Here is a 23648-nt window from a genome sequence, read left to right as displayed (position 1 = left end):
TTGCCATCATGCGTCCTGCCACTTTCTGATCCAAGGAGACTCTGCCAGTTTTTCCGCATCCAGAACAGTCACCTTCCGATTACTGACAGTGATAAGTCCTTGTGTCACCTGAGCCAGGCGCGGTGAAATCATCGCTTCCGGGCACGGCTGCGCTTCCATATTTTTCAGCTGGTCGTCGATGTGGAGCAAACCGGTTATCCTGCCGACCGGGAGGCAGAATTGCAGATCAAATATTCTCAAGAGAAGGTATGATTGTCGCGGGCCCATGGGTCGATCTCCCTGAAGATCAAACAAGGTGATAAAATCGAGGACAGAGAGAATTTCCCCCCGAACCTGAACGATTCCCTTGATCCAGGGTGGCAGATGGGGTAGTGGGACCACCAAAGGGAGATGGCCAATTTCCTGGATTGCGTCGATGGGCAGGGCCATTTGCCGACGCCCAAGTTCAAAAGAAATATGCGCTCTCTTTTTCTTGCGGTTGCCTCGAACCCGCGCTTTCAAAAAATCCTGGTCCCAGGCGAGGGCTGAAGCTGTTTCGCGATCAATAGAGCCGAGCAGAGTGGATAAGGAATGCATCGGGTCTCCGGGCCCCTGCTGGTTCGAAGGAATATTCATGGCCTCCTCACTGAAAAGATCTCTGGTCAATGGCTGGTATGCACCCGTTGCCTTGAATCCGTGACGGCTGGATCCTGCGCGATTTTTATGGTGCGCCTGGATCCGTGAGCGTTCGTCCGCACCCTATCTTCATTGCCCGTAACCGTCTGATAAAGTCTCCATTATTCGAACTGTCACAGACAATAAAGGTAACGTGCGAACAGATGCCCCGAAGGGCGGCTGGTGAACATACAGCTCCTTTTCAGATATGTTTTTCGATGGCGGAGATCATCTTTTCTGGGTCGAAGGGTTTGGTCAGATATGCGGACGAGCCAGCCATCTTGCCTTTCATCTTGTTGAGGAAACTGTCCTTGCTGGTGAGCATGATCACCGGAATATCTTTGAGCTCTCTGTTTCCTTTAATAATGGAGAGGATTTTGTATCCATCCATTTTCGGCAGGACCACATCGAGCATGATCAGATCAGGTCGCTCTTCACTAATCTTGCTGAGAGCCTCCAGGCCGTCCGAGGCCTCGACAACCCTGTACCCCCGGCGGCTCAGAGTGATGGTGATCACTTTTCTGGTCGTGGAACTGTCCTCAACGACCAAAATTGTTTTCTGTTCCACCTGGCCGGCTGCCTGCGCACGCACAGGAGCAACCAGAACCTTTTCCTGCCGGTCAACTCCATCCTCATGCTGGGTCTGCCGGGCCAGATAATCAAGGAGCAGCTTCAACTGGTTGCCTAAAATAGCCTTCTCCGGTGCCAGTTTTGCCGATTAATCAAGATACTCCAAGGCTTCCTGATAGTTATGGCTGTTTAAACAGATCAAGGCGAGATAATAGATGGCGGCAGGATTCCGCGGCTGCTTCTTCATTATCCGCTCGTACCGAATCCGGGCCTGATGGAGGACATCTGTATCCGCTGTGCCGGGTTGTCGTATGGTTGCAGGGGTAATGGCCAGGTGACAGCGGCAGAAGTGACAGGTTGTGGTGTGTTTATTGCGTGGCGCCCAGCAGAAAAAACATTTTCGGACGACGGCATCGGTAAGATGATGCGCGACCAGAGCAAATTTTCGTTGATCCTCCTTGACCAAGGCATCATCGGCATTGAATCCGGCGGCCATTTCCAGGGCTTTTTTCATCTTGTCAACATTTCCCTGGATGCGTGAATACCAGACCCACCCCTGAGCACTGTCGCGATTTTTCTTCAGGTACAGGACCAAATCGGCATGCGCCTCTTTGTACAGCTGTTGTTCGGCCTTTTCTATTGCTGATTGCAACAATTTTTCCCCGGTCGCTTCTTGCTCACTCCACTGTTCGTCCTTGCGCTTGGACACTTCCAGCAGAATATTCATCAATGAATGAGTGATGGTGTGCTGTGATGGGCGAAGTGGGAGCAATTCTATCTGCACATCCTCCCAGGAGAGAATCTCAAGGGCGGCGTCCATTCCCACTTGTTCCTCGAATTGAGCATGAATAAGATCTCCCTGATCAACATCCATCAGCCCCAATCTGTCATCCTGCACGATCTTGAGTGTTTGCGATTTCTTCTCCAAGGAAAAGATCTGCAAAATATTCTCAAGTGAGAATCCATCAATCTTCTTCGTTGTTGTCACCATTTCTTTGTCCCTGGACATACTGGAGTATACCTCTGTGGTCTGCCACGCTCCTCTTGTTGTGACCAGTTTCACCCCCGAAATATGCAGGACAAATCCACAGCCACCTGGAAGTAAAAAAAATCTCAAGGCCATGGATTGAATCGGCAGTGAAAATAAAAAAAAAAGACACCCGCCTCAGGGAGGAGCTTTCCGGCCCAAGGTATTAACCATGCAGCCTTTTATATGAATTGTGGGGGGAGAAAAAAGAAAATGCAAAAAAAAAGAAAGGACCAGGTACCGCTTGAGGCCCAAATCGAGGAAAGCTGGAACCCAAAAATACAAAAAAAACCTGAATCCGTGAGTGCCCATCCGTGCTTCGGCTTCGTTGTTCGTGGCCGTTCGATTTAAGGAGACTTTATCGGACGGTTACAGGCAATGAAGATGGCGTGCAAACGGGTGCCCCGAAGGACGGCTGGTGAAAGGTATTTTCAAGGATTCCGCTACAATTAAGATGTGTACAGCAAAATATATCCGAAACAAGCATCCAGCCGTCACGGATTCAGGGAAAAAGTGTTGGTGCGATAAACTTTGCTCGAATCGAGCAAAGCGGTTGCAAAAGCGGCGTGATGTATCACCCGCTGCCGTCTTTTGTCAGTGACTGCTCGATATCACACAACATCTGTTCAATGACCTTCAGGCCTTCCAACCAAAAAATTGGATCATCGAGGTCGATTCCCAAGGGACGCAGCAACTCATACGGTGACCCGTTGCCTCCTGCTCGCAATAACTGCCAATACCGGTCAACAAAATCTTTTCCTTCCTTCTGATAACGACCATAGAGCGACAAAACCAGTAATTCGCCGAAAGCATATGCATAAACATACCCGGGTGTTCCGAGAAAATGAGGGATATACGACCACCAGATCCCATAGTCTTCCGTCAGTGTGACCGAGTCACCAAACATCGGTTGCTGGGTGGCAAGCCAGAAAGCAGAAAGATGCTCCGCGGACAGTTCACCCTGCTCTCGCCGAGCGTTGTGCATCGCCGCCTCAAAACGATTCATCGCTACCTGGCGAAAAACGGTGGCAAAAATCGATTCCAGCTTTTGACAAATAAAAACCCGACGGGCGTCCATCGCCTCCATTTCTCGCAGTTGGGCCTTAAAGACCAGCAACTCGGCAAAGACTGAAGCTGTCTCGGCTAAGACCAGCGGCGTATCGCTGTTGTAGAACCCCTGCTCGGCAGCCAGAACCTGATGCACGCCGTGACCAAGTTCATGGGCCACCGTGGCGACATCACGCGGCGTTCCGGCATAATTGACGAGCACATAGGGTTGGACATCGGGAACACAGGGGTGGGCAAAGGCGCCGCCCCGTTTACCGTGCAGAATGGGAGCATGAATTCGTTTGCCAATGAAAAATTCTTCGGCTATGGTCGCCATTTCCGGTGCGAAGTCGGCAAAGGCCTCAAGGATCAAATCCCGGCAGTGCCCCCAGGGCACCAGTGCGGTATCGCCACCGGGAATCGGCGCGTAGCGGTCGTAATCGAACAATTCATTATACCCGAGCAGCTGTTTTTTCACCGCATAGTAGCGATGCACCAGGCCATAGCGGGAAATGACCGTTTCCACCAGCGTCTCGACAGTCCGAGTTGACAATTCATTGGCCAGGTTGATGGCAGAATCCCATGCCGGATAGCAACGCAATCTGTCGTCGATGGCCTTCTCCGCTGCCAAGGTATTGAAAATATGGGCCAGGATATGCAGATTGGACCGTAAACCCTCGGTCAATTCAGCAGCACTGCTTTTACGGATGGCACGATCGCCGTGATGGAGATCACTCAACACCTCTTCCTCGGTGCGCCGGCGATCACCGAAGCGCATCTGCCCGAACAGTTTTTCAAACAGCAGATTCCAGGCACTCCGGCCGACAGGCCGCAGTTCCTGAAGCAATTCCTCTTCAGCCGTGCCAAGTTGATGCGGGGCAAATTGACGCATGGTCCGGAGATAATGACCGTAGTGGCGCAACACCGGCTGTTCCAGGTGCCGCGTCACCATTTCTTCGCCAAGCCGGTTCCATTCCAGGCGAAAAAAAATGGTCAGCCGGCCAACTCTGGCCGCCAATTCCTCGACCTGCTGCAGCAGCGCCGAGGCGGTGGCGTTACCGGTTTGGGTAATAAAGTTGAGAAAAGCATAGGCACTGAGACGGGCAACAAGAGAATCGATACTTTCCAGCCGTTCAACCGCCTGAGCAATGGCAGCACTCTCGAGATGAGCGACCTGTCCACTGAGCCCTGCGGACAGATCTTCGGCCCACTCCAGGCAGCGGGTCATATCGTGTTGTATCTCGGGTACATCCGGTCCGGAATACAGCGGCTGTAAATCCCAGAGAACAGTGGCTGTTGCAAGGTGCAGATTGGTGTCGTTGGTCATAATTGATCGATGTGGTAAGCGTGATATGTGGTGCATCCCATGCGGGCAACGCTTCTTTCCCGCGGACAAGAGCTTTCCGGGAATCCTCGTGCATGAGATCAGCGAGAGGCGAGCAACCCGGCAACAAATGGACCGGTCGCCTCAGCGCCTTCTTGATCCACCAACCGAATGGTTGCAGTGCCGATGACGGCCATGTCAGCTTTTCCGGTGAGCAAAGCCACATCCTCGCGACTGCTGATACCGAATCCAACCGCCAGCGGCAGATCCGTTGCCCGCCGACAACGCTCCAGATACTGATCAAGACTGCTGTCAAAGGCCGTCTGCCCACCTGTCACCCCTCGTCTGGCAACGCAATACATGAACCCCTGGCCCTGCCCGGCAACCTCTCGCATTCGTTTATCACTGGACGTGGGGGTAAAAAAAAGAATCGGAGCCAATCCCAGTTTTTTACTGGTTTTCAGGTACTCTTGCCCTTCTTCCGGGGGCAGATCCGGGATTATGGTCCCAAGAAAACCAATATCGCGGGTTCGATGGAGGAAGTTTTGCTCCCCATATTTAAAAACAATATTGTAATAGGTCATAAAGAGAAAACAGATATCAGGGTATTCCCTTGCCATCTCCTGCCCGAAACGAAAGCAATCCTCGACCCGGGTCCCATGGCGGAGACTCTCCTGGCTGGCTCTGAGAATCACCGGGCCATCGGCAATAGGTTCGGAAAAAGGAATCTGCAATTCAATGCAGTCGACCCCATGGGCTGCCATCTGACGAATGACAGCGCGATTCACCTCCAGGGAAGGGTATCCCACCACCAGATGGGTCATCAGCAGGATAGGTTTGTCCACACGTCGTGTTCGTAACACTTGCTCCAGTTCTCTGGTCACTTCACACCTCTTTCCAAAAGCAGGCCGGATTGATGGACCCCGGGCTACATCCTTTTATCTGTACGCCTCTGCCCGCTTGACAATGAACTCTTTCCAGGAAGGATCGTCAAAGGCATGCGCAATAGTAAAAATATCCTTATCGCCCCGTCCGGACATATTGATAATAAGAGCCTGATCCGGGGACATGGCCGGTGCCTCTTTGATGGCCTGGACAAATGCATGTGCCGATTCCATGGCTGGAATAAGCCCTTCGGTGCGCATGGCAAGGCTCAGGGCAGCGATGACTTCAGCATCGGTGGCTGATTCGAAACGAACCCTCCCCTGCTCGCCGAAATGGGCAAGAATGGGTGAAACACCGACATAATCCAGCCCTGCGGCTATGGAGTGGGTATCGAGCATCTGCCCCTCCGGATCCTGGAGGAACATGGTTTTATATCCCTGGGCCACACCTGCGGAAGCACCGCACCCCGGGACCATACGGGCGGCGTGCTGCCCGGTATCAATTCCCATTCCGCCAGCTTCGACGCCAATCAGGTCCACGTCGGGTGCATCGAGAAATCCCTGAAAAATCCCCATGGCATTGGATCCACCGCCTACACAGGCATAGACTCTATCCGGCAGACGGCCGTGCTGTTGAACAATCTGCTCCCTCGCTTCCTGACCGATAATCGACTGAAACCAGGCCACCATTTCCGGGAATGGGTGCGGTCCACAGACGGTCCCGATCACATAATGGGTTTCGTCCATGGAGGTCACCCAGTCACGAAAAGCCTCATTCATGGCATCCTTGAGCGTCCGGGAACCATCGGTGACCGGCACGACCGTAGCACCGAGTTTTTCCATCCAGAATACATTGGGCCGCTGCCGGGCAACATCTTCCTCACCCATGTAGATGGTGCATTGAAAACCGAAACGGGCCGCCATGGTTGCCGTGGCCACACCATGCTGGCCTGCACCGGTTTCGGCGATCACCCGTTTTTTGCCCATACGCCGGACCAGAAGCCCCTGGCCCATGACGTTATTGGCCTTATGCGCACCGGTATGATTGAGATCCTCGCGTTTAATGTAGATTTTGGCGCCACCCAGATGGCGGCTCAGATTCTCAGCATAGGTCAGCGGCGTCGGCCGACAGGAATAATTACCCATGAGCGCTACGTATTCCTGCCAGAAGGAAGGATCATTCCTGGCGGCTGCATAGGCTTTGTTGAGAGACTCGAAGGTCGCCTGCAGAACTTCGGGAATAAAAGCTCCTCCCCATTGCCCGTAATATCCTTTTTTCATTTTTATCATCCTCTGTTCATGTCCATCCGGAAACGAGATGTATTTTTCTTAATCGAGGTGTGCTGACATATTCAACCGCGGACATAAGGTCAGGGATGCCGGCGGAGAGGGACTGGAGCGAGCAGCCACGCCTGGACAAATCTGGAGCGCCTGCGAGTCCGCTGACCATTGGGGAACGCGGCAAACCAAGCAGGTTCAACCCCTTGACAGGGAACAACACAAGCATTCACTGCAACTGCCGCCGACAGGCGATGGCAAAATCCTCGGGATAATGACCGAGAATATAACGCCCCTGGGCCTCGCTGAACGCGCCCATGGACCAGGGCAGTTTAGGAAGAAAGGCATAGAGGAGCCGCTGGCCGTTGTTCATCCCCAGTCGCTTGGAATATTCGATGGAAGTGACCAGAGTGGCCCCCAGGCCGGCTAGCACCTGCTGGGCCTTGAGGATCCCCGCATCGATTGAGCTGCGTACCGCTTCATCAGCCTCAAAAACATTCCCCACTGGACCGGTCTCCCCATCGGCAAGGACCATCAGCTGTACTTCCCATTGGGATACCTGCGCTTTGGGCACAAAAAGCAGGACATTCCGATCTTGCCAGACCACCAGGGACGACTCCCCGGAGGTATTATCGATCCGAGTGTTTGCGAACAGTGCCCTCAAATAATCTGCAAAAAAATCGGACTGGTACTCTCGCCGGTACCGTTCGATCACATCAGCCACCTGATCGCCGCTGCTGAAGGCAGGGAATCGGTCCGGACCACCGTCGGCATCCGCGACCCATGGCGGCACGGTGGCGTACTGCTGATGAATCATCTGATGCGAGGCGTGCAGACGATACCCAGTCCCGGAAAAATCATACCCGAAATTCCATCCCCACAAAGTGGCCAAAGCCACCTGCCGGGAATCCTGAGCGGTGGACACACCAATAATCTGCAGCCGCAGGTGCTCCAATTCTGCTTTGGTCAGGGAACGCCGGCGCACATCAGGTTGCAGGCCGAGTTGTTCGGCAAGAGTCACATACATCCGCTGGTAATACAGATGACGCAGTCCTTCCATGTCGGCAAGGCTTAACTCGGCAATCCGGTACCGGATGCAGGTATGCGCAAAATTGGCTGCATAATGCCCCCAAGGGATATATGAATTACTCCGCAGGTATTCAAAAATCTCGGTCTGGTCGGCCTGGTAATCACCGACAATTTCACTGCTGCCCTGCACCCCGGGACGAAGCACCATAACCTCCTTATAGACGTCTGGAAGATACGGATTGTTAGCTATGGTTTCAAACAGTTCAAAATCATGAATAATGGGTCGACGGCGACCGTTTTGCTGTTCATAGCGCAGCCCAACCGGTTGACCGTGAGCAGCAAACACCATCGAACAGCAGGATTCCGCGAGCCAGATCAATTCTTCGGGGTCAGTGGATGTTGCCGCTAATTCATAGCGCAGGGGCAGGGGCATGTGAAGGAGCAGTTCCCGCACGGACTCCGGCGCACAATGATCATTGAGCAGCTTTCGCAGCGACAGCTGAGGGCGCTGTGTCAGCGCAATCGAGCCGGGATCGGAGGCCCGGTCATCCGCCCAGCCGGAATCGATAAAAGTACAGCCACGGAAGGGCAAAGGATTGCAAATTTCGTAGATGGGTCGTGCATTATCGACATTCACATCGCCGGGTGGAACATTCCCGTGGTTATCGACAATGACATCGTCCTCCTGAAGCCCCAGGGCACAGATGTAATCCTTCCTGCGCAGATTGCTCACCTGGTACGTGGGGGTATGGACGCCTATCCGAAATCGACCCTGCGGGGAAATCGATGTCCAAAACATAGGTAACTTTCCTGAAAATGAAAAATTCTGTGCAATCGAACCCGCTCACCCATCTTTGTCCGGTCGCGACTGCCTGCCTGGAGAGGCTGTGTGAGCAGCCACGTCAGCACAGGTCCAGGTTCCCCTGTGGCCTTCAACAAGTGAGGAGCGAGCACATCACGCCGTTCCAACCCTGGCGTTTGGTGATGATCCTGTTGAAAAGCCCGCGGAAAAGACTCTCTCAAGGATCGGACGAGGGATATGATTTCCTTGAAAGGTCAGTTCTTTTCGCACATAATACTGCCAATGGCACCTGAACGTGACCAATTCACTACCACCTGAATCCGTGACGGCCGGGCTCTTGTTTTGGTTATAGCTAGCTGTAATCAGATTATAGTTGCAGCTGAATCCTTGATAATAATTTTCACCAGCCGCCCTCCGGGGCGTCCGTCCGCACGCCATCTTCATTGCCCGTAACCGTTCGATAAAGTTCACTTTAATCGAACGGTCACAGACAATAAAACTGACGCACGGACGAACGCTCACGGATTCAGGTACCAGATACGGAATAGGAAATCATGTAATCAGATGCAGGCATGATGCATTGCCGAACTGATTTCAGGGCGGATGACAGGCACCAAAAATTTAAAATATTTCATTATACATCGTTCCCGGAGTTTTTCATGGGTTTTCCCAAAATCGATTTTCGCGTCTGTGAGACCAGACATTGTCCCCTCTATCGCTTTGGTGATGTCGTGCAGATTTCCGGCATTGCCATTTCCATGGATAACAGCGATGAACATACCTTCATTAATACCACGGTCATTCATTCACCGGCAAATCGCGGTCACTGCAAGGTCCTCAATGGGGACCTGACCAGAATTATCATTGAATACGAACGTGCCGATCAAATTCCTGATTGCATCCTTTCTTGCAGCGGTTGCACCGGTTCCATTCGCATTGAGCATCACCGGACAACGAGTACCGATGGAGGTGCAAACGGAGCCAACAATCGAATCGGCAGCATGTACCATATCCTGCGGGAAATACCTTTTTTCCGCAATATTGATGAGAATAATTTCAGTAAAGTAATCAAACACTTCAAACTACGAGAGTATGACAAAAACGATATCATCCTGCGCAAAGGTGACCCTGGCGGATACTTCTTCATTATCATCTCCGGTCAGGTTGACATCCTTAATGATGCGGCTCTTCCTATCTCAACCCTGCAGCGGGGGGAGGTTTTTGGCGAGATGAGCCTCATTTGTGACGAAAATGTCGGTGCCACAGTCCAAGCCCGGGAGTCTTGCCAACTGCTCTCTATTGACCATAAGCATTTCAACTCCTTATTGAAAAAATATCCGACGCTGCACATGTTCTTCACCAGGCTGCTCGCGAGAAGACTGACCGATTCCAATAAAATCAGATCAGATGATTACGCTTCGGGGATGATAGGAAAACTCGAGGAAATCCCACCGGAGGCATTGCTGCAGACCTTGAATGTCAATAGCAAAACGGGAATCTTGACCATAACCCAATTAACTAAAGGTACAGCACGTTTTTCCTTTCGACAAGGCTCCCTTATCAAGGCGAGCTATGGGGGAATCAAGGGGGAGTCAGCCTTTTATGAAGTGTTAAAAGAGAAAAAAGGGCGTTTTAAATTCACTCCGGGATTACCTCCCGAGGATTTTGAAATCCCTGAAATCGGGTATTTCATGAAATTGTTGATGGAAGGCTTACAGCGCATGGATGAACGTATCGTTCAACGGTCCCCTTAACACCTGTACCCTCACCCACCGCCCTCCCAGGCGTCCGTTCGCAACCATGCTCATTGCCCGTACCCGTCCGACGAAGTAAGGTTTACCCGAACGGTCGCGGATTCCAGGTGTTCATCAAGGCACCACGATTGACTGTTTTCAAAATTGATGAGAATCGCTGCTGTTTCGGCCACCACCCAGGACGAAAGCAGCGGCGTTTTTTTCTTGACAGGATAGACATGTGGTGGTTAATGAATGATCGTTCAGTTTAAAAAATCCTTGATACTGCTTATTGTTTTGACCTTGGAACAAATGTATTTCAACCCCTCAACTCTCATTCAGGAACTGTAATTATGTCGTGGTTCATCCAAACTTGTCGATCGTCCCTGGGCAAAAAGTACATCATGGCTCTCACTGGCTTTATGCTGGGCGGATTTCTGCTCGTCCATGCCATAGGCAACAGTACCATCTTCTGGGGGAGAGAAGCGTTCAATGCGTACGCGCATCATCTCCACTCACTGGGCATATTCGTGCCTATTTTTGAGATCGGATTGTACACCATCTTCCTCATCCACATTGTCACCGGTGTCATCCTTTTCCTGGAAAACCGCAAAAGCAGAGGCGGAAAATACGAAATGGAAACTTCTGCAGGGGGCAGCACCTGGGCATCAAAAACCATGCCCTATACAGGTGTAGCGATTCTGGTTTTTATTTTGATCCATCTGGTGAACTTTTCTTTTCCGGAAAAAACCGAGGTCAAAACAATCGCTGATTTTGTTACTCAGGTACTGAACAACCCTGTATTCACGCTTATCTACACCGCTGGCATCGTTCTTCTTCTGCTGCACATCAGTCACGGTTTCTGGTCCCTGCTCCAGACCTTGGGCATAAGTCATCCGAAGTACGATTTCCCCCTGCGCGTCATTACCTGGGCGCTCGTGGCCTTTATGGGTTTTGTTTACCTGTTGGTCGTTTTCCTCTTGGTGATTTCACAGAATCACCTGCTTTAACTTGCAAGGAACATGATTAATTTTCATGGTACATGAGACTGTGGGGGATTCAGAAGGCAAAACTCAGCTTAGCCAGGAACCCTCATTCAATTACCATATATCCCTTTCACCTCCAGCCAAAAGAAAAGACTATGCAGCTTGACTCCAAAATACCCGAAGGACCGTTGGCCGAAAAATGGGACAAATGCCGTTTTTCCAATAAACTCGTCAATCCAGCTAATAAACGTAAATATGAGGTGATCATCGTCGGGACCGGCTTGGCCGGAGCATCTGCCGCGGCGAGCTTGGGTGAACTTGGGTACAATGTCAAATCTTTCTGTATCCAGGACACTCCGCGTCGTGCCCACTCCATTGCCGCCCAGGGTGGTATCAATGCGGCAAAAAATTATCAGGGGGACGGCGACTCCATCTATCGCCTGTTTTATGACACTGTCAAGGGTGGCGACTTCCGTGCCCGTGAAGCCAATGTGTACCGTCTCGCCCAGGTTGCTAACAATATCATCGATCAATGTGTCGCCCAGGGAGTGCCTTTTGCCCGTGAATATGGCGGAACGCTTGCCAATCGCTCTTTTGGCGGTGCACAGGTCTCACGAACCTTTTACGCCCGGGGCCAGACAGGCCAGCAGCTGCTGCTGGGAGCCTACAGCGCCATGATGCGCCAGGTTGCCTTGGGCAAAGTCAAAATGTACACCCGGCGGGAAATGATGGATCTCGTTGTTGTCGATGGTGTGGCCAAAGGGATCATCTGCCGCAACATTGTAACCGGTGAAATTGAAAAATATTCAGCCCATGCGGTTGTCCTTGCCACTGGCGGGTATGGCAATGTCTACTTTCTGTCCACCAACGCCATGGCCTGCAACGTCACCGCTGCGTGGCGCTCCTACAAAAGAGGGGCCGGATTTGCCAACCCCTGTTTTGTCCAGATTCACCCCACCTGCATCCCGGTTCATGGGGAGTTTCAATCCAAACTGACCTTGATGTCAGAAAGCCTGCGGAACGACGGCCGTGTCTGGGTTCCAAAAACACCCGGCGACACCCGCAAAGCCGCTGACATCCCCGAGGACGAACGAGATTACTACCTGGAAAGAAAATATCCTTCTTTCGGCAACCTGGTACCCAGGGATGTTGCCTCCCGCAATGCCAAGGAAGCCTGCGACGAAGGCAAGGGTGTTGGCGAGACCAAATTAGGGGTCTATCTCGATTTTGCCGATGCCATCAAGCGCGATGGACTTGATGTAATCATGCGGAAATATGGCAACCTGTTCCATATGTATCAGAAGATCACCGACAGTGACCCCACCAAAGAACCAATGATGATCTACCCCGCCATCCATTATACCATGGGCGGAGTCTGGGTGGATTATGAACTGATGACAACTGTCCCCGGGTTGTACGCAACTGGTGAATGCAACTTCTCCGACCATGGCGCTAATCGGCTGGGAGCCTCCGCTCTTATGCAGGGGTTGGCCGATGGATACTTTGTTCTGCCGTACACAATCGGCAACTATCTCGCCACCGTCCCGCCGGTTCCCACCAACACCGATGATCCCGCCTTCGAAGCAGCTGTAAACGAAGTCAAGGACCAGATCAACAAGCTGATGAAAAATACCGCCAGCGGCAAAGGTGGCCATACAGTTGATCACTACCACCGCGAGCTGGGTAAAATCATGTGGGACTACTGTGGCATGGCGCGCAACAAAGCCGGTCTCGAGTATGCACTCACCAAAATTCCTGAGATCAGAGCCGATTTTTACGAGAACGTTATTATACCCGGCTCAGGACAAGAATTAAACCAGTCTCTTGAACGAGCGGGCAGGGTCGCCGACTTCCTTGAATTCGGTGAACTGATGGTCCAGGATGCTCTCCTCCGTGAGGAATCCTGTGGCGGTCACTTCAGGGAAGAGAGCCAGACAGAAGAGAATGAGGCCAAGCGTGATGATGAAAATTTCTGTCACGTTTCCGTATGGGAGTACAAAGGACCAGGCACTGCACCTGTGATGCACAAGGAACCGCTGTCATTTGAGCATGTTATTCCTTCACAACGCAGTTACAAGTAACACATATCAGTCCTTATTGTGTAAACAGGCTCATTACTGAAGTATAAAATACAACACAGAAGATATCCCATGGCATCGAAAACAATTAATATCATAGTAAAGATATGGCGGCAGAATGGTCCTCTGGCAACAGGTGCTCTTGAGGAACACGCTCTTAAGGACATCAGCACCGACAGTTCCTTTCTTGAAATGATCGATGTATTGAATGAATGGCTCACCCGCAAGGGGCTGGAACCAATCGCCTTTGATCATGACTGTCGGGAGGGCATTTGCGGCCAGTGCGGCGCCGTTGTTAATGGCACCGCCCACGGCCCTGAAAAAGAAACCACGCTGTGCCAATTACATATGCGTAGTTTCAAAAATAATGACACTATCGTTATCGAACCCTTCAGGTCACAGGGATTCCCGATCATCAAAGATCTCATTATCGATCGCAGCGGACTTGATCGCATTATACAGGCCGGTGGATATGTATCGGTCAATACCGGATCACCGCAGGATGGCAACACTATCCTCATTCCACAACATGTTGCTGAGCAAGCGATGGACGCCGCTGCCTGCATCGGTTGTGGCGCATGTGCCGCAGCCTGCCCCAATGGAAGCCCCATGCTTTTCCTGGGAGCCAAAGTCAGTCAACTGGCGCTGCTTCCTCAGGGACAGCTTGAAGCCAAAAAACGTGCTATCAACATGGTCATGCAAATGGATAAAGATGGTTTTGGCAATTGCGGAAACCACCGAGAATGTGAAAATGTCTGCCCAAAAGGCATATCCATTCGCAATATTGCTCGTCTCAACCGTCAATATCTGCGAGCTGCCTTTACCATCGATCATTAAGGTCCAGCCAGCCTGCTGTGAGCAGCAGCGGGGTTTAAAAAAATGGACTGTCATCAATGCTTTGATGACAGTCCATTTTTCTTTCAAGAAGCAGACGGCGACCTCTTCAACAGTCTTAAACATAGCGATACTCGTTTCTTCGGTACCTTGATCCTTCTGCCAGCGCTGCAAGCATGGAATACGAGCACAGACACCCCAGCTCAGAGCAAGCGCCGCTTCCCGCAGCGAAGGGCTACCAAGGGCAGCCAGGTCTTTGGAAATTCTTTCCGGCCGTGTCCATTCACCTCTTTTAGGGCGGCTTGCCCATATGCTTGTCTATTACCCGTATGACCGTACTCAACACAGCGGCAATTTTTTTGACCCAAAAACCTGGTTCCCATGGTTTCTGATCAAGTTTACAACTCGTTTATAACAACACCCCGACAACTCGCGCAGGCCCTTGACCTTTCTCTTGAACCGCTGGAAGCTGTTCACGCTGTTTATCCCCTCAGGATCAGTCGCTATTACCTGGAACTCATTAAACAACATGGTCTTCCTCTTTTTCGGCAGGCTGTCCCTGACCTGCTTGAACTCAGTGATGCCATCGGCCTTGATGATCCCCTGGACGAAGAAAATCTGAGTCCTGTACCCAATCTTGTCCATAAATACCCTGACCGTGCCCTGTTTCTGGTTTGCAACGAATGCGCCACTTATTGCCGTTTTTGTACCCGTAAACGCAAGGTGGGTACAAAAAACATGGTTATCAATGAGGCCACCATTCACGCTGGCCTCGAATATCTCGCCCGCACACCCACCATTTCCGATGTGCTCATTTCCGGCGGCGACCCGCTGATGTTGAGTGACCAGCGCCTTGACCGCCTCCTGCGCGCCATCCGGGCGATTCCTTCCATTGCCACCATCAGGATCGGGACGCGCGTACCTTGTACCCTCCCCGCTCGCATCACACCCCGACTTGCCGCCATATTAAAACGCTACCACCCCTTATATATCAATACCCATTTCAATCATCCTACCGAGGTTACCGCGGATGCAGCACGGGCGTGCACTCTTTTGGCAGATGCCGGTATACCATTGGGTTGTCAGACGGTCCTGCTTCGCGGCGTCAATGATTGCCCACAAACATTACAACTTCTTTTTTATCGGCTGATTCGAATTCGCGTCAAGCCCTACTACCTCTTCCAGGCTGATTTGACCAAAGGAAGTTCGCATTTCCGCACTACCGTCAATACCGGTCTGGCCATTATGCATTACCTTATCGGCAATCTTACCGGAATGGCTCTGCCAACCTATGCCCTGGACGCTCCCGGAGGAGGGGGAAAAATTCCATTGACTCCGCAGTACGTCCAGTCTCTGGACAAAACCCTCGATTTCATCACCTGTTGCGGGTCTCCCTGTTCTTATCCCAACCAGACCCACCCAGACTCTTTTCAATCATCTGTTGGGGTTAACGAGAAAAAAAACTATACGTAAAACCTTATCCATTATAAAATTAAACATACACGAATACAACGTACGCTTTATTCTTCTATACTCTCATCTTTCATAGACACAGGAAGCCGTAATGACCACTGATCCAGACAAAGTGCTTGAATCCGTCCTCCTGTCAAAAGATCTTCCCACTCTACCCATCATTGCCTCGCAGCTCCTCACTTTGACCGCCAGTGATGAAACGACCCTGACGGACATTGCCACGCTTGTTTCTCAAGATATGGCTTTATCCGCTAAAGTACTTCGTGTCGCAAATTCTTCTTTTTACAGTTTTCCGCAACAAATTTCTTCAATCAACCAAGCTGTCTCTATTTTAGGAATCAATGCCGTTCGCAGCCTTGTGCTCAGTTTTTCCTTTCTTGCCCTGGAAAGCCGTAAACAAAGTGACTTGTTTGATTTCCATCGTTTCTGGGAGCACGCACTTGTCGGCGCCGTTGCAGCTAAACTCATTGTAGAACAGGTTGGGGGGAGGGATAGTGAGGAGGCTTTTATTTGTGGCCTTTTGCAGAATATCGGGCAATTGGTCTTTGCAGCAACAATGAACAAACAGTATGAAGAGGTGCTCAACCAGGTCCATGCAAAAGAGACCAATAATGATGTCTCGGGCAGCCATGATGAGGACATCGAATCGGCAGTGATTGGCTGCACCCACAGTGAGATAGGATTTGCGGCTGCCAAATCCTGGGGGCTTCCCGAAAGTCTTCTCCTGCCAATTCAATATCATCATCAGCCTGACACCTATCAGGGTCCAGAACAATATCGAAAGAATGTTTTTGCCGGATATTTAGCTGATCTGCTTGTTAAAATTTTCCATTCCAATGACCCTGCCAAATACCACAAGCAATTTCGTACCGAGGCTAGACGCTTGCTCGGCCTCAAAGTTCTCGAAGTGAATAATATCCTCCGGCAAATCGACCGGACTATCGAGCAATCAGCCCATTATTTCGGGATCAAGATAGGGCCGGTGCGGTCTGTTGCAGAAATCCTTCAGGAAGCTAATCTTCGCCTCAGCCTCATCAATCTTTCCTATGAGGAAATGAATCGGGAACTGATCAAGTCCAAAATGGAACTGGAAAAACTCAGCGAGGAACTCGCCCAGAAAAACCGTTTGCTTGAAAATCTCGCCAACATCGATGGGCTAACAGAAATCAGCAACCATCGTTTTTTTCAAAATTTTCTTGACGCTGAGCTCAACCGATCAGCGAGACATGATGACACGCTCTCTCTCCTGCTGGCCGACATCGATCATTTTAAACGTTTCAACGACACTTTTGGGCACCAAACCGGTGATTTCCTCTTAAAAGAATTTTGCAGAGTCGCCAGGGAACAGATTCGTGAATACGATCTGATTGCCCGGTACGGAGGGGAAGAGTTTGTTTTTATCCTTCCGCAGACCGGACACGAGGAAGCTGTTTTAGTCGCCGAAAAAATTCGAAAAAAAATCGAAGAATATGTCTTTGACGATGGTCGGGATACATACTCCATCACCATCTCCATCGGCATCGCCTGTCTTCGCCCAGCACTGGAAAATACAACCAAAAACGAACTTATCGGGTTGGCTGATCAGGCTCTCTATTCGGCAAAAAAAGAGGGCAGAAACAGAGTGAAGTTATATCAGCCTGAAAAGAAAAAAAAGTGGTTCTCTCTGTCCTGACGAGTCCTCATTTCCTTTTTCCTGCACTCAATCGTCAAAACCAACGAACCTGGATCCGTGCCCCTTCGTCCATGCGTGAGCTATATTGCCGGTGACCGTTCTTTGAACGCTATACTTTATCATACGATTACGGGCAATGAAGATGGCGTGCGGACGGACGTCTCCGAAAGGCGGCTGGTGAAAGTTATGATCAAAGATCCTAATGCAATCATCATCTGAGTATAGCAAGATTTATCCGAAATAAGAGTACAGCCGTCACGGATTCAGCAATGAAGACAGCGCTCCACTCCCTTGTCAGTACCTATTCATCTACCCATTCCCACAGGAGGCAGTACCATGAAACCCCGAAGATCGAATTTATCCGTTCCCGGGCATATGACAAAGATGCACGGTAAAGCCAATACCAGCAATGCCGACGTTATAATGCTCGATTTGGAAGACAGTGTTCCCTTAGAGGAAAAAAATTCAGCGCGGGATCAGGTCATTGCATCACTCTTGGATCTCGACTGGACGCAGAAAACCGTGACCGTTCGCATCAATGCGCTGGATACACCTTTTGCTTATCGAGATCTCGTTGAGGTTGCTGAAAAAGCAGGGCACATTATCGACTCAATAGTCATACCCAAGGTGAATCATCCAGGTGATGTGTATTTTGCCGACCGGCTGCTCTCCGGTATCGAGCTGGCAAACACTGCCCGTCGCCCCCTCGGTCTTGAACTCTCCATAGAAACAGCCGAAGGTTTAATGCGGGCAGCGGAAATTATCGCGGCAAGTGCAAGGGGCCTCAGCCTCGTTTTTGGCATTGCTGATTATTCAGCATCGATCGGCGCCAGATTGGTGTCCATTTCCGGTCATGGCGAGAAGGAAGAAGAACTATACCCAGGGCACCGCTGGCATTTTGCCATCAGTAATATGGTGATGCACGCCAAGGCTCATGGCCGGCTTGCCATAGACGCGCCCTATGGCAATTTCAAGGACACGGAAGGGTTGCGTCGATCAGCGGTCATGGCCTGTGCCCTGGGGTGTGACGGTAAATGGGCCATTCATCCATCGCAGGTTGATACCATCAACGAAGTCTTTACTCCGAGAGAGGAGGATGTTGCGTTGGCGGCCAAAGTACTTGCTGCCAGCGAACAGGCAAGAAAAGAAGGGAAAGGTGCGGTGGCGGTGGACGGGAGAATGGTTGACCAGGCAACCGTGCGCATGGCCACCCAATTATGGGAACAAGCAAGACACCTGCAGTTGATCAAGGAGTGAAAGAAAAATCGGCACGTTGTCTGCCGCTGAAGCAAACAGGGGAGTGCCTGAAGCAGGCACTCCCCTGTTTATTTTTGATGAATCCAGAAATTAATTATCCGATAACCGCAAGGACGGCGTCTTTGGGCACGGAATCACCGGTACCGTAATTGAGAGCCTTGACTTCTCCATCACACGGAGCGGCAAGTGAGTTTTCCATCTTCATGGCTTCCAGGATCACGACGGGATCGCCAACCTTGACGGTGTCACCGACATTGACGACATTTTTAATAATCATGCCGGGCATGGGTGCCATAAGCGGTGTACCACCTTCAACAACTGCCGGAGCAGGGGCAGCGGCCTTGGGAGCAGCAGCCGGGGCCGCAGCTTTTGGTGCAGCGGCCGGGGCAGCTTTAGGCGCGGCAGCCGCAGCGGCAGGACGAGGAGCGGCGGCCATGGGCTGGAAATCGCCGATGGGGTCGACTTCAACGTTGAAGAATTCACCATCAACAAAGACGTTGAACGTGCGAACGTTTTCGGATTTCTCCGGTGTGGCGGCTTTCGGCTCAATCAGCTTGCCGGCCTTGGCTTTGGCGATCAGTTCATCGCGTTTTTTCACTTCGTCCAGGGTGAGTGCTTTGACTTCCGGAGGCGCCGGGGTCACACCGTACTTCCACTCCAGGAATTTTTTGCCAGTGACCGGGTAGAGGGCATAGATGACCAGGTCATCGATATCCTTGGCCAGATCTCCAATCTCTTGCTTGGCTTTTTCCATTTCCGGCTCGAGGACTTCAGCAGGGCGGCAGGTGATGGGTTCTTCGCCGCGCGGATAGCCTTTCAGCGCCTTCTTCTGAACTTCAGGGTCGATCGGTACAGCGGTTTTGCCGTAGAGACCATAGCACAGGTCTTTGACCTGGGCGGTGATCATCTTGTAGCGTTCTTCCGGGGTATCGAACAGCACGTTGTTGACGGTCTGAATACCGACGATCTGGCTGGTAGGGGTGACCAGCGGAATCTGGCCAAGCTCTTTACGCACTATGGGCAGTTCCTTGTAGACCTGATCGATCTTATCGAGGGCATCCATTTCACGCAACTGGTTCACCAGGTTGGACAGCATGCCGCCCGGGGTCTGATGGAGCAGAACGTTGATGTCGATAATGGAGCACTTGGAATCATCCATGAGATGCTTGTATTTAGGCATGACTTCTTTCTCAAGAACCTCGTTGATTTCGGCGAGCTTCTTGATATCAAAGCCGGTATCCCTGTTGGTGCCGAGCAGAGCCATGACCAAGGGCTCAATCGCAGGATGCGCGGTGCGGAACGCATAGGGAGTCATGCAGGTGTCAACGATATCGACCCCGGCTTCGATGGCTTTGAGATGGCTCATCTGGGCCATACCAGAGGTGAAGTGGCTGTGCAGATGGACAGGTGTCTTGGTCACTTCCTTGATCGCCTTAACAATGGCATAGGCATCATAGGGAGCAATCATTCCGGCCATATCCTTGATGCAGATGGAGTCGGCACCCATGTCATCGAGGGCCTTGGCTCTGTCCACGTAGTACTTCAGGTCGTACACATCGCCACCAAGGCGGGGTTCGGTCAGCGAATAGCAGATGCAGCCCTGGAAATGCTTGCCACTCTTTTTGATCTGCTTGACCACGGTTTCAAAATTGCGGTAGTCGTTGAGGGCGTCAAAGGTTCGGAAAATATCCATGCCGTTTTCTGCGGCTCGCTCAACAAAGGCAGTGGCAAGATCATCAGCGTAGTTCCGATATCCAACCAGATTCTGGGCTCTGAGCAGCATGGAGAAGGGGGTCTTCTTTACATAGCGCTTGAGGGTTCGGAGGCGCTCCCACGGATCCTCATTGAGGAAACGGTGCATGGTGTCAAAGGTGGCACCACCCCAGGTCTCCAAGGCCCAGAAGCCGATTTCATCCATCATTTCCGCAACCGGAATCATATCCTCGGTACGGCCGCGGGTAGCAAACAAAGACTGGTGGCCGTCACGAAAGCTCAGATCCATAACCTTAACCGGATTTTCTGCGGCAGGCCGGTCAGCATCATAATTCATGGCGGTCATTTTCACTTGGTCGCTCATTGTCAATTTCTCCTGTTGTACGTTATCGTTGAACGTCAATTTGTCGCAAAAGCCATCAGAAGGCTTTTATCTGAATCAGCCTGCGGAAATGCATTATATCCTGACGGCCGGCAATTGCCCATGGATTGGGACCAGTCTGCGCAGACCTGGCGGCAGCCAGTTGTGCCTGATAGGCTGCCTCTTCTTCCTGCATCATATAGGCATTGACAGCGGCAATTGCTGCCGTCACTTTTTTATTTACATTTGCCATTCTGTCATCCTCTGAGTTTTTGGCCCGGCATCTTATCGGCCTTGCCATTGCATGGGAGTGCTTACAGCGGAATATTACCGTGTTTTTTCATTGGGATGCTGTCACGTTTACCAGAAATGGATTCCAGCGCATTGATAATGCGGAAGCGGGTTTCCGCCGGTTCAATGACATCGTCAATGTACCCCCGCTCAGCAGCACAATATGGGTTGGAAAAGTTTTCGTTGTACTCGTTCTCCTTTTCCACCAGAAAGGCTTTGGGATCGTCCGAAGCTTTCGCGCCCTTGGCATAGAGGACCTCAACCGCTCCCTTCGAACCCATAACCGCGATTTCACCGGTGGGCCAGGAATAGTTCATATCGGTGCGCAAATGCTTGGATGACATAACGCAGTAGGCCCCACCGTACGCCTTCCGGGTAATAACGGTGACCTTCGGAACAGTTGATTCAGCGTAGGCAAAGAGCATTTTGGCTCCGTTGCGGATAACTCCGCCAAATTCCTGATTGGTTCCGGGCAGGAAGCCGGGGACATCGACAAAGGTGATGATGGGGATATTGAAACAATCGCAGAAGCGGACAAAGCGAGCGCCTTTGATCGAGGAGTCGATATCGAGAACACCGGCATAGTAGGACGGCTGATTAGCGACAATACCCACGGATTTGCCACCGTAGCGGGCAAAACCAACAATGATGTTCGGGGCAAAATTCTTTTTGACCTCGAGGAATATCCCATTATCCACAGTCTCGGTAATGACCTTCTTCATGTCATAGGCGGCATTGGGATTGTCCGGAATTATATCGTTGAGCAGGGCGGACTTTCTGGTGATGGGGTCGTCACAAGGAGCATCCGGTGGATCTTCCAGATTGTTTTGTGGGAAGTACGAGAGGAGATCCTTGATGTACTGAATGGCATCGTACTCGTCTTCGGCGGCATAATCGGTGACACCGCTCTTGGTGGTGTGCATGACCGCGCCACCAAGCGTCTCGGTGGTGACGTCTTCATGACACACCGTCTTGACGACCTTTGGCCCGGTTAAAAACATGTAGGATTGGATCTTGACCATGACAATGAAGTCGGTCAGGGCCGGGGAATAGACAGCACCACCGGCACAGGGGCCGAAAATACCGGAGATCTGCGGAACAACACCAGAGGAGAGAACGTTGCGGGTGAAGATTTCGGTGTACCCGGCCAGAGCTTCAATTCCTTCCTGAATACGAGCACCACCGGAGTCATTGAGCCCGATCACCGGCAAGCCGTTTTTCATGCCCAGGTCCATGACTTTACAGATTTTTTCAGCCAGAGTTCCGGACAGGGAACCGGCCAGTACCGAAAAATCCTGCGCGTAAATATAGACACCGCGGCCATTGATTTTGCCATAACCGGTGACGATACCATCGCCCAGGAATTTGATTTTTTCCATGCCGAAATTGTAGCAGCGATGGAGTTTAAAGGCATCATACTCTTCAAAGCTCCCGGGATCGAGAAGGGCTTGGATCCGTTCACGGGCGGTTAATTTTCCTTTTGCATGGATCTTGTCAATCTTGTCCTGGCCACCGCCCAACAGGGCCTGGGCCCTTTTCTTTTTCAACTGCTCTAATTTTTCCTTAGTGCTCATGCTGTCTCCTTGCTGCAGAATTCTTTAAAATTCCGTGCCCGATTATGAAAGCCGTGAACATGCCGGCTGTTGTACAGCCGGCATGTGTTTTCACTGACTGTTCATCCTTTATATACCTGCTTGCACAGCTCGCCCATTTTACCAAGGTTTTCACAGTGATGCACGCCACTGGCCTTCATGGCAGCGATTTTGGCTTCGGCTGTCCCCTTGCCCCCACTGACAATGGCGCCGGCATGGCCCATGCGACGCCCCGGAGGGGCAGTCAAACCGGCAATAAAACCGACAACCGGCTTGTGGGACATGTTGGCCTTGATCCACTCGCAGGCATCCTCTTCGGCATTACCGCCGATTTCTCCGATCATGACCACAGCCTTGGTTTCGGGGTCAGCGTTGAACAGTTCCAGGCAATCGATGAAGTTGGTCCCATTGACAGGGTCACCGCCGATACCGATACAGGTGGTCTGGCCAAAACCTGCCTGGGTCAGCTGGTGGACAGCTTCATAGGTGAGTGTTCCGGAGCGGGATACAACACCCCATGGTCCACCAGGTTTGTGCATCGGTCCAGGCATAATACCAATCTTGCATTCACCTGGGGTGATGATACCAGGGCAGTTAGGTCCGATGAGGCGGGTGACTTTGGTGGCCAGGTAGTTCTTGACCCGCATCATATCAATGACTGGTACGCCTTCAGTAATGCAGACGACGACCTCGATGCCGGCATCGGCGGCCTCCATGATGGCGTCCGCGGCAAAGGGTGGCGGTACCAGGATCATGGATGCATTGGCTCCGGTTTTGTCCCGGGCCTCTTGCACGGTGTTGAATATCGGCACCGCATCCATTTTCTGCCCACCCTTTCCCGGGGTGACGCCGGCGACCACATTGGTGCCGTAAGCGATGCAGGAACGGGTGTGAAACTGCCCTTCCTGACCGGTGATACCTTGTACAAGTAAACGGGTTTCTTTATTAACTAAGACGCTCATTGTAGTCCTCTATGAGTAGTATTTAAAAGCCTCTGCAACTTGATTCACCTCAAAACAGGGCCTTAAACGACAGATCCACTG

General features: G+C 51.5%; 18 protein-coding genes. 7 read left to right on the top strand and 11 right to left on the bottom strand.

The window, feature by feature from the left end:
- Positions 1 to 6 precede the first annotated feature (6 nt).
- From JWG43_RS05130 to JWG43_RS05105, 7 genes are all read right to left on the bottom strand, one after another.
- The gene (locus JWG43_RS05130; protein WP_205241745.1) at positions 7 to 615 is read right to left on the bottom strand and encodes a chemotaxis protein CheW; all 609 of its coding nucleotides are present in this window, start codon (positions 613 to 615) and stop codon (positions 7 to 9) included.
- Positions 616 to 856: 241 nt separating this feature from the next.
- Positions 857 to 1330: a response regulator gene (locus tag JWG43_RS19555; protein WP_240193391.1), complete on the bottom strand. Its 474-nt coding sequence runs from the start codon at positions 1328 to 1330 to the stop codon at positions 857 to 859.
- Between the two features lie 42 nt (positions 1331 to 1372).
- Complete coding sequence (locus JWG43_RS19550) at positions 1373 to 2233, bottom strand: DUF4388 domain-containing protein (protein ID WP_240193390.1); 861 nt, start codon at positions 2231 to 2233, stop codon at positions 1373 to 1375.
- Positions 2234 to 2825: 592 nt separating this feature from the next.
- Complete coding sequence (locus JWG43_RS05120; protein WP_205241744.1) at positions 2826 to 4625, bottom strand: M3 family oligoendopeptidase; 1800 nt, start codon at positions 4623 to 4625, stop codon at positions 2826 to 2828.
- A gap of 98 nt (positions 4626 to 4723) precedes the next feature.
- Positions 4724 to 5446, bottom strand: a complete 723-nt coding sequence (trpA, locus tag JWG43_RS05115; RefSeq protein ID WP_240193398.1) for a tryptophan synthase subunit alpha — start codon at positions 5444 to 5446, stop codon at positions 4724 to 4726.
- A 114-nt stretch (positions 5447 to 5560) separates the two neighbouring features.
- On the bottom strand, positions 5561 to 6787 hold the full coding sequence (gene trpB, locus JWG43_RS05110) for a tryptophan synthase subunit beta (RefSeq protein WP_205241742.1): 1227 nt from the start codon (positions 6785 to 6787) through the stop codon (positions 5561 to 5563).
- A 226-nt stretch (positions 6788 to 7013) separates the two neighbouring features.
- Positions 7014 to 8612 (bottom strand): hypothetical protein, encoded by a 1599-nt coding sequence (locus JWG43_RS05105; RefSeq protein WP_205241741.1) that lies wholly within the window; start codon positions 8610 to 8612, stop codon positions 7014 to 7016.
- Between the two features lie 662 nt (positions 8613 to 9274).
- On the opposite strand from JWG43_RS05105, the gene JWG43_RS05100 reads away from it, so the two are divergent.
- The 7 genes from JWG43_RS05100 (at position 9275) to JWG43_RS05070 (ending at position 18648) form a co-directional block, all read left to right on the top strand.
- Positions 9275 to 10369, top strand: coding sequence for a cyclic nucleotide-binding domain-containing protein (locus JWG43_RS05100; protein ID WP_205241740.1), 1095 nt, complete (start codon positions 9275 to 9277; stop codon positions 10367 to 10369).
- A 332-nt stretch (positions 10370 to 10701) separates the two neighbouring features.
- Positions 10702 to 11358, top strand: a complete 657-nt coding sequence (locus tag JWG43_RS05095; RefSeq protein ID WP_205241739.1) for a succinate dehydrogenase cytochrome b subunit — start codon at positions 10702 to 10704, stop codon at positions 11356 to 11358.
- A gap of 131 nt (positions 11359 to 11489) precedes the next feature.
- Positions 11490 to 13415: a fumarate reductase/succinate dehydrogenase flavoprotein subunit gene (locus JWG43_RS05090; protein WP_205241738.1), complete on the top strand. Its 1926-nt coding sequence runs from the start codon at positions 11490 to 11492 to the stop codon at positions 13413 to 13415.
- Between the two features lie 69 nt (positions 13416 to 13484).
- Positions 13485 to 14249 carry a succinate dehydrogenase/fumarate reductase iron-sulfur subunit gene (locus JWG43_RS05085; protein WP_205241737.1) on the top strand — a complete coding sequence of 255 codons (765 nt, stop codon included), beginning with the start codon at positions 13485 to 13487 and terminating at the stop codon, positions 14247 to 14249.
- Positions 14250 to 14627: 378 nt separating this feature from the next.
- Entirely contained in the window at positions 14628 to 15719 is a 1092-nt protein-coding gene (locus tag JWG43_RS05080; RefSeq protein ID WP_205241736.1) for a KamA family radical SAM protein, read from the top strand.
- 91 nt (positions 15720 to 15810) lie between these two features.
- Positions 15811 to 17391, top strand: a complete 1581-nt coding sequence (locus tag JWG43_RS05075) for a sensor domain-containing diguanylate cyclase (RefSeq protein ID WP_205241735.1) — start codon at positions 15811 to 15813, stop codon at positions 17389 to 17391.
- 336 nt (positions 17392 to 17727) lie between these two features.
- Positions 17728 to 18648, top strand: a complete 921-nt coding sequence (locus JWG43_RS05070; RefSeq protein WP_205241734.1) for an HpcH/HpaI aldolase/citrate lyase family protein — start codon at positions 17728 to 17730, stop codon at positions 18646 to 18648.
- Between the two features lie 94 nt (positions 18649 to 18742).
- Here JWG43_RS05070 and JWG43_RS05065 read toward each other — a convergent pair whose 3' ends face one another.
- The 4 genes from JWG43_RS05065 to sucD form a co-directional block, all read right to left on the bottom strand.
- Positions 18743 to 20725: a pyruvate carboxylase subunit B gene (locus JWG43_RS05065; protein ID WP_205241733.1), complete on the bottom strand. Its 1983-nt coding sequence runs from the start codon at positions 20723 to 20725 to the stop codon at positions 18743 to 18745.
- A gap of 55 nt (positions 20726 to 20780) precedes the next feature.
- Positions 20781 to 20975: a hypothetical protein gene (locus tag JWG43_RS05060; protein ID WP_205241732.1), complete on the bottom strand. Its 195-nt coding sequence runs from the start codon at positions 20973 to 20975 to the stop codon at positions 20781 to 20783.
- A 61-nt stretch (positions 20976 to 21036) separates the two neighbouring features.
- Entirely contained in the window at positions 21037 to 22587 is a 1551-nt protein-coding gene (locus tag JWG43_RS05055) for an acyl-CoA carboxylase subunit beta (protein WP_205241731.1), read from the bottom strand.
- 101 nt (positions 22588 to 22688) lie between these two features.
- A complete protein-coding gene (gene sucD, locus JWG43_RS05050) occupies positions 22689 to 23567 on the bottom strand; it encodes a succinate--CoA ligase subunit alpha (protein ID WP_205241730.1) in 879 nt (292 codons plus the stop codon).
- Positions 23568 to 23648: the final 81 nt, after the last annotated feature.

This window comes from Desulfobulbus alkaliphilus (assembly GCF_016918545.1).
In the GTDB taxonomy this organism is placed as follows: domain Bacteria; phylum Desulfobacterota; class Desulfobulbia; order Desulfobulbales; family Desulfobulbaceae; genus Desulfobulbus; species Desulfobulbus alkaliphilus.
The sequence above is the reverse complement of the archived record's forward strand: the minus strand, read 5'-3'. Positions and strand labels throughout refer to the sequence as shown.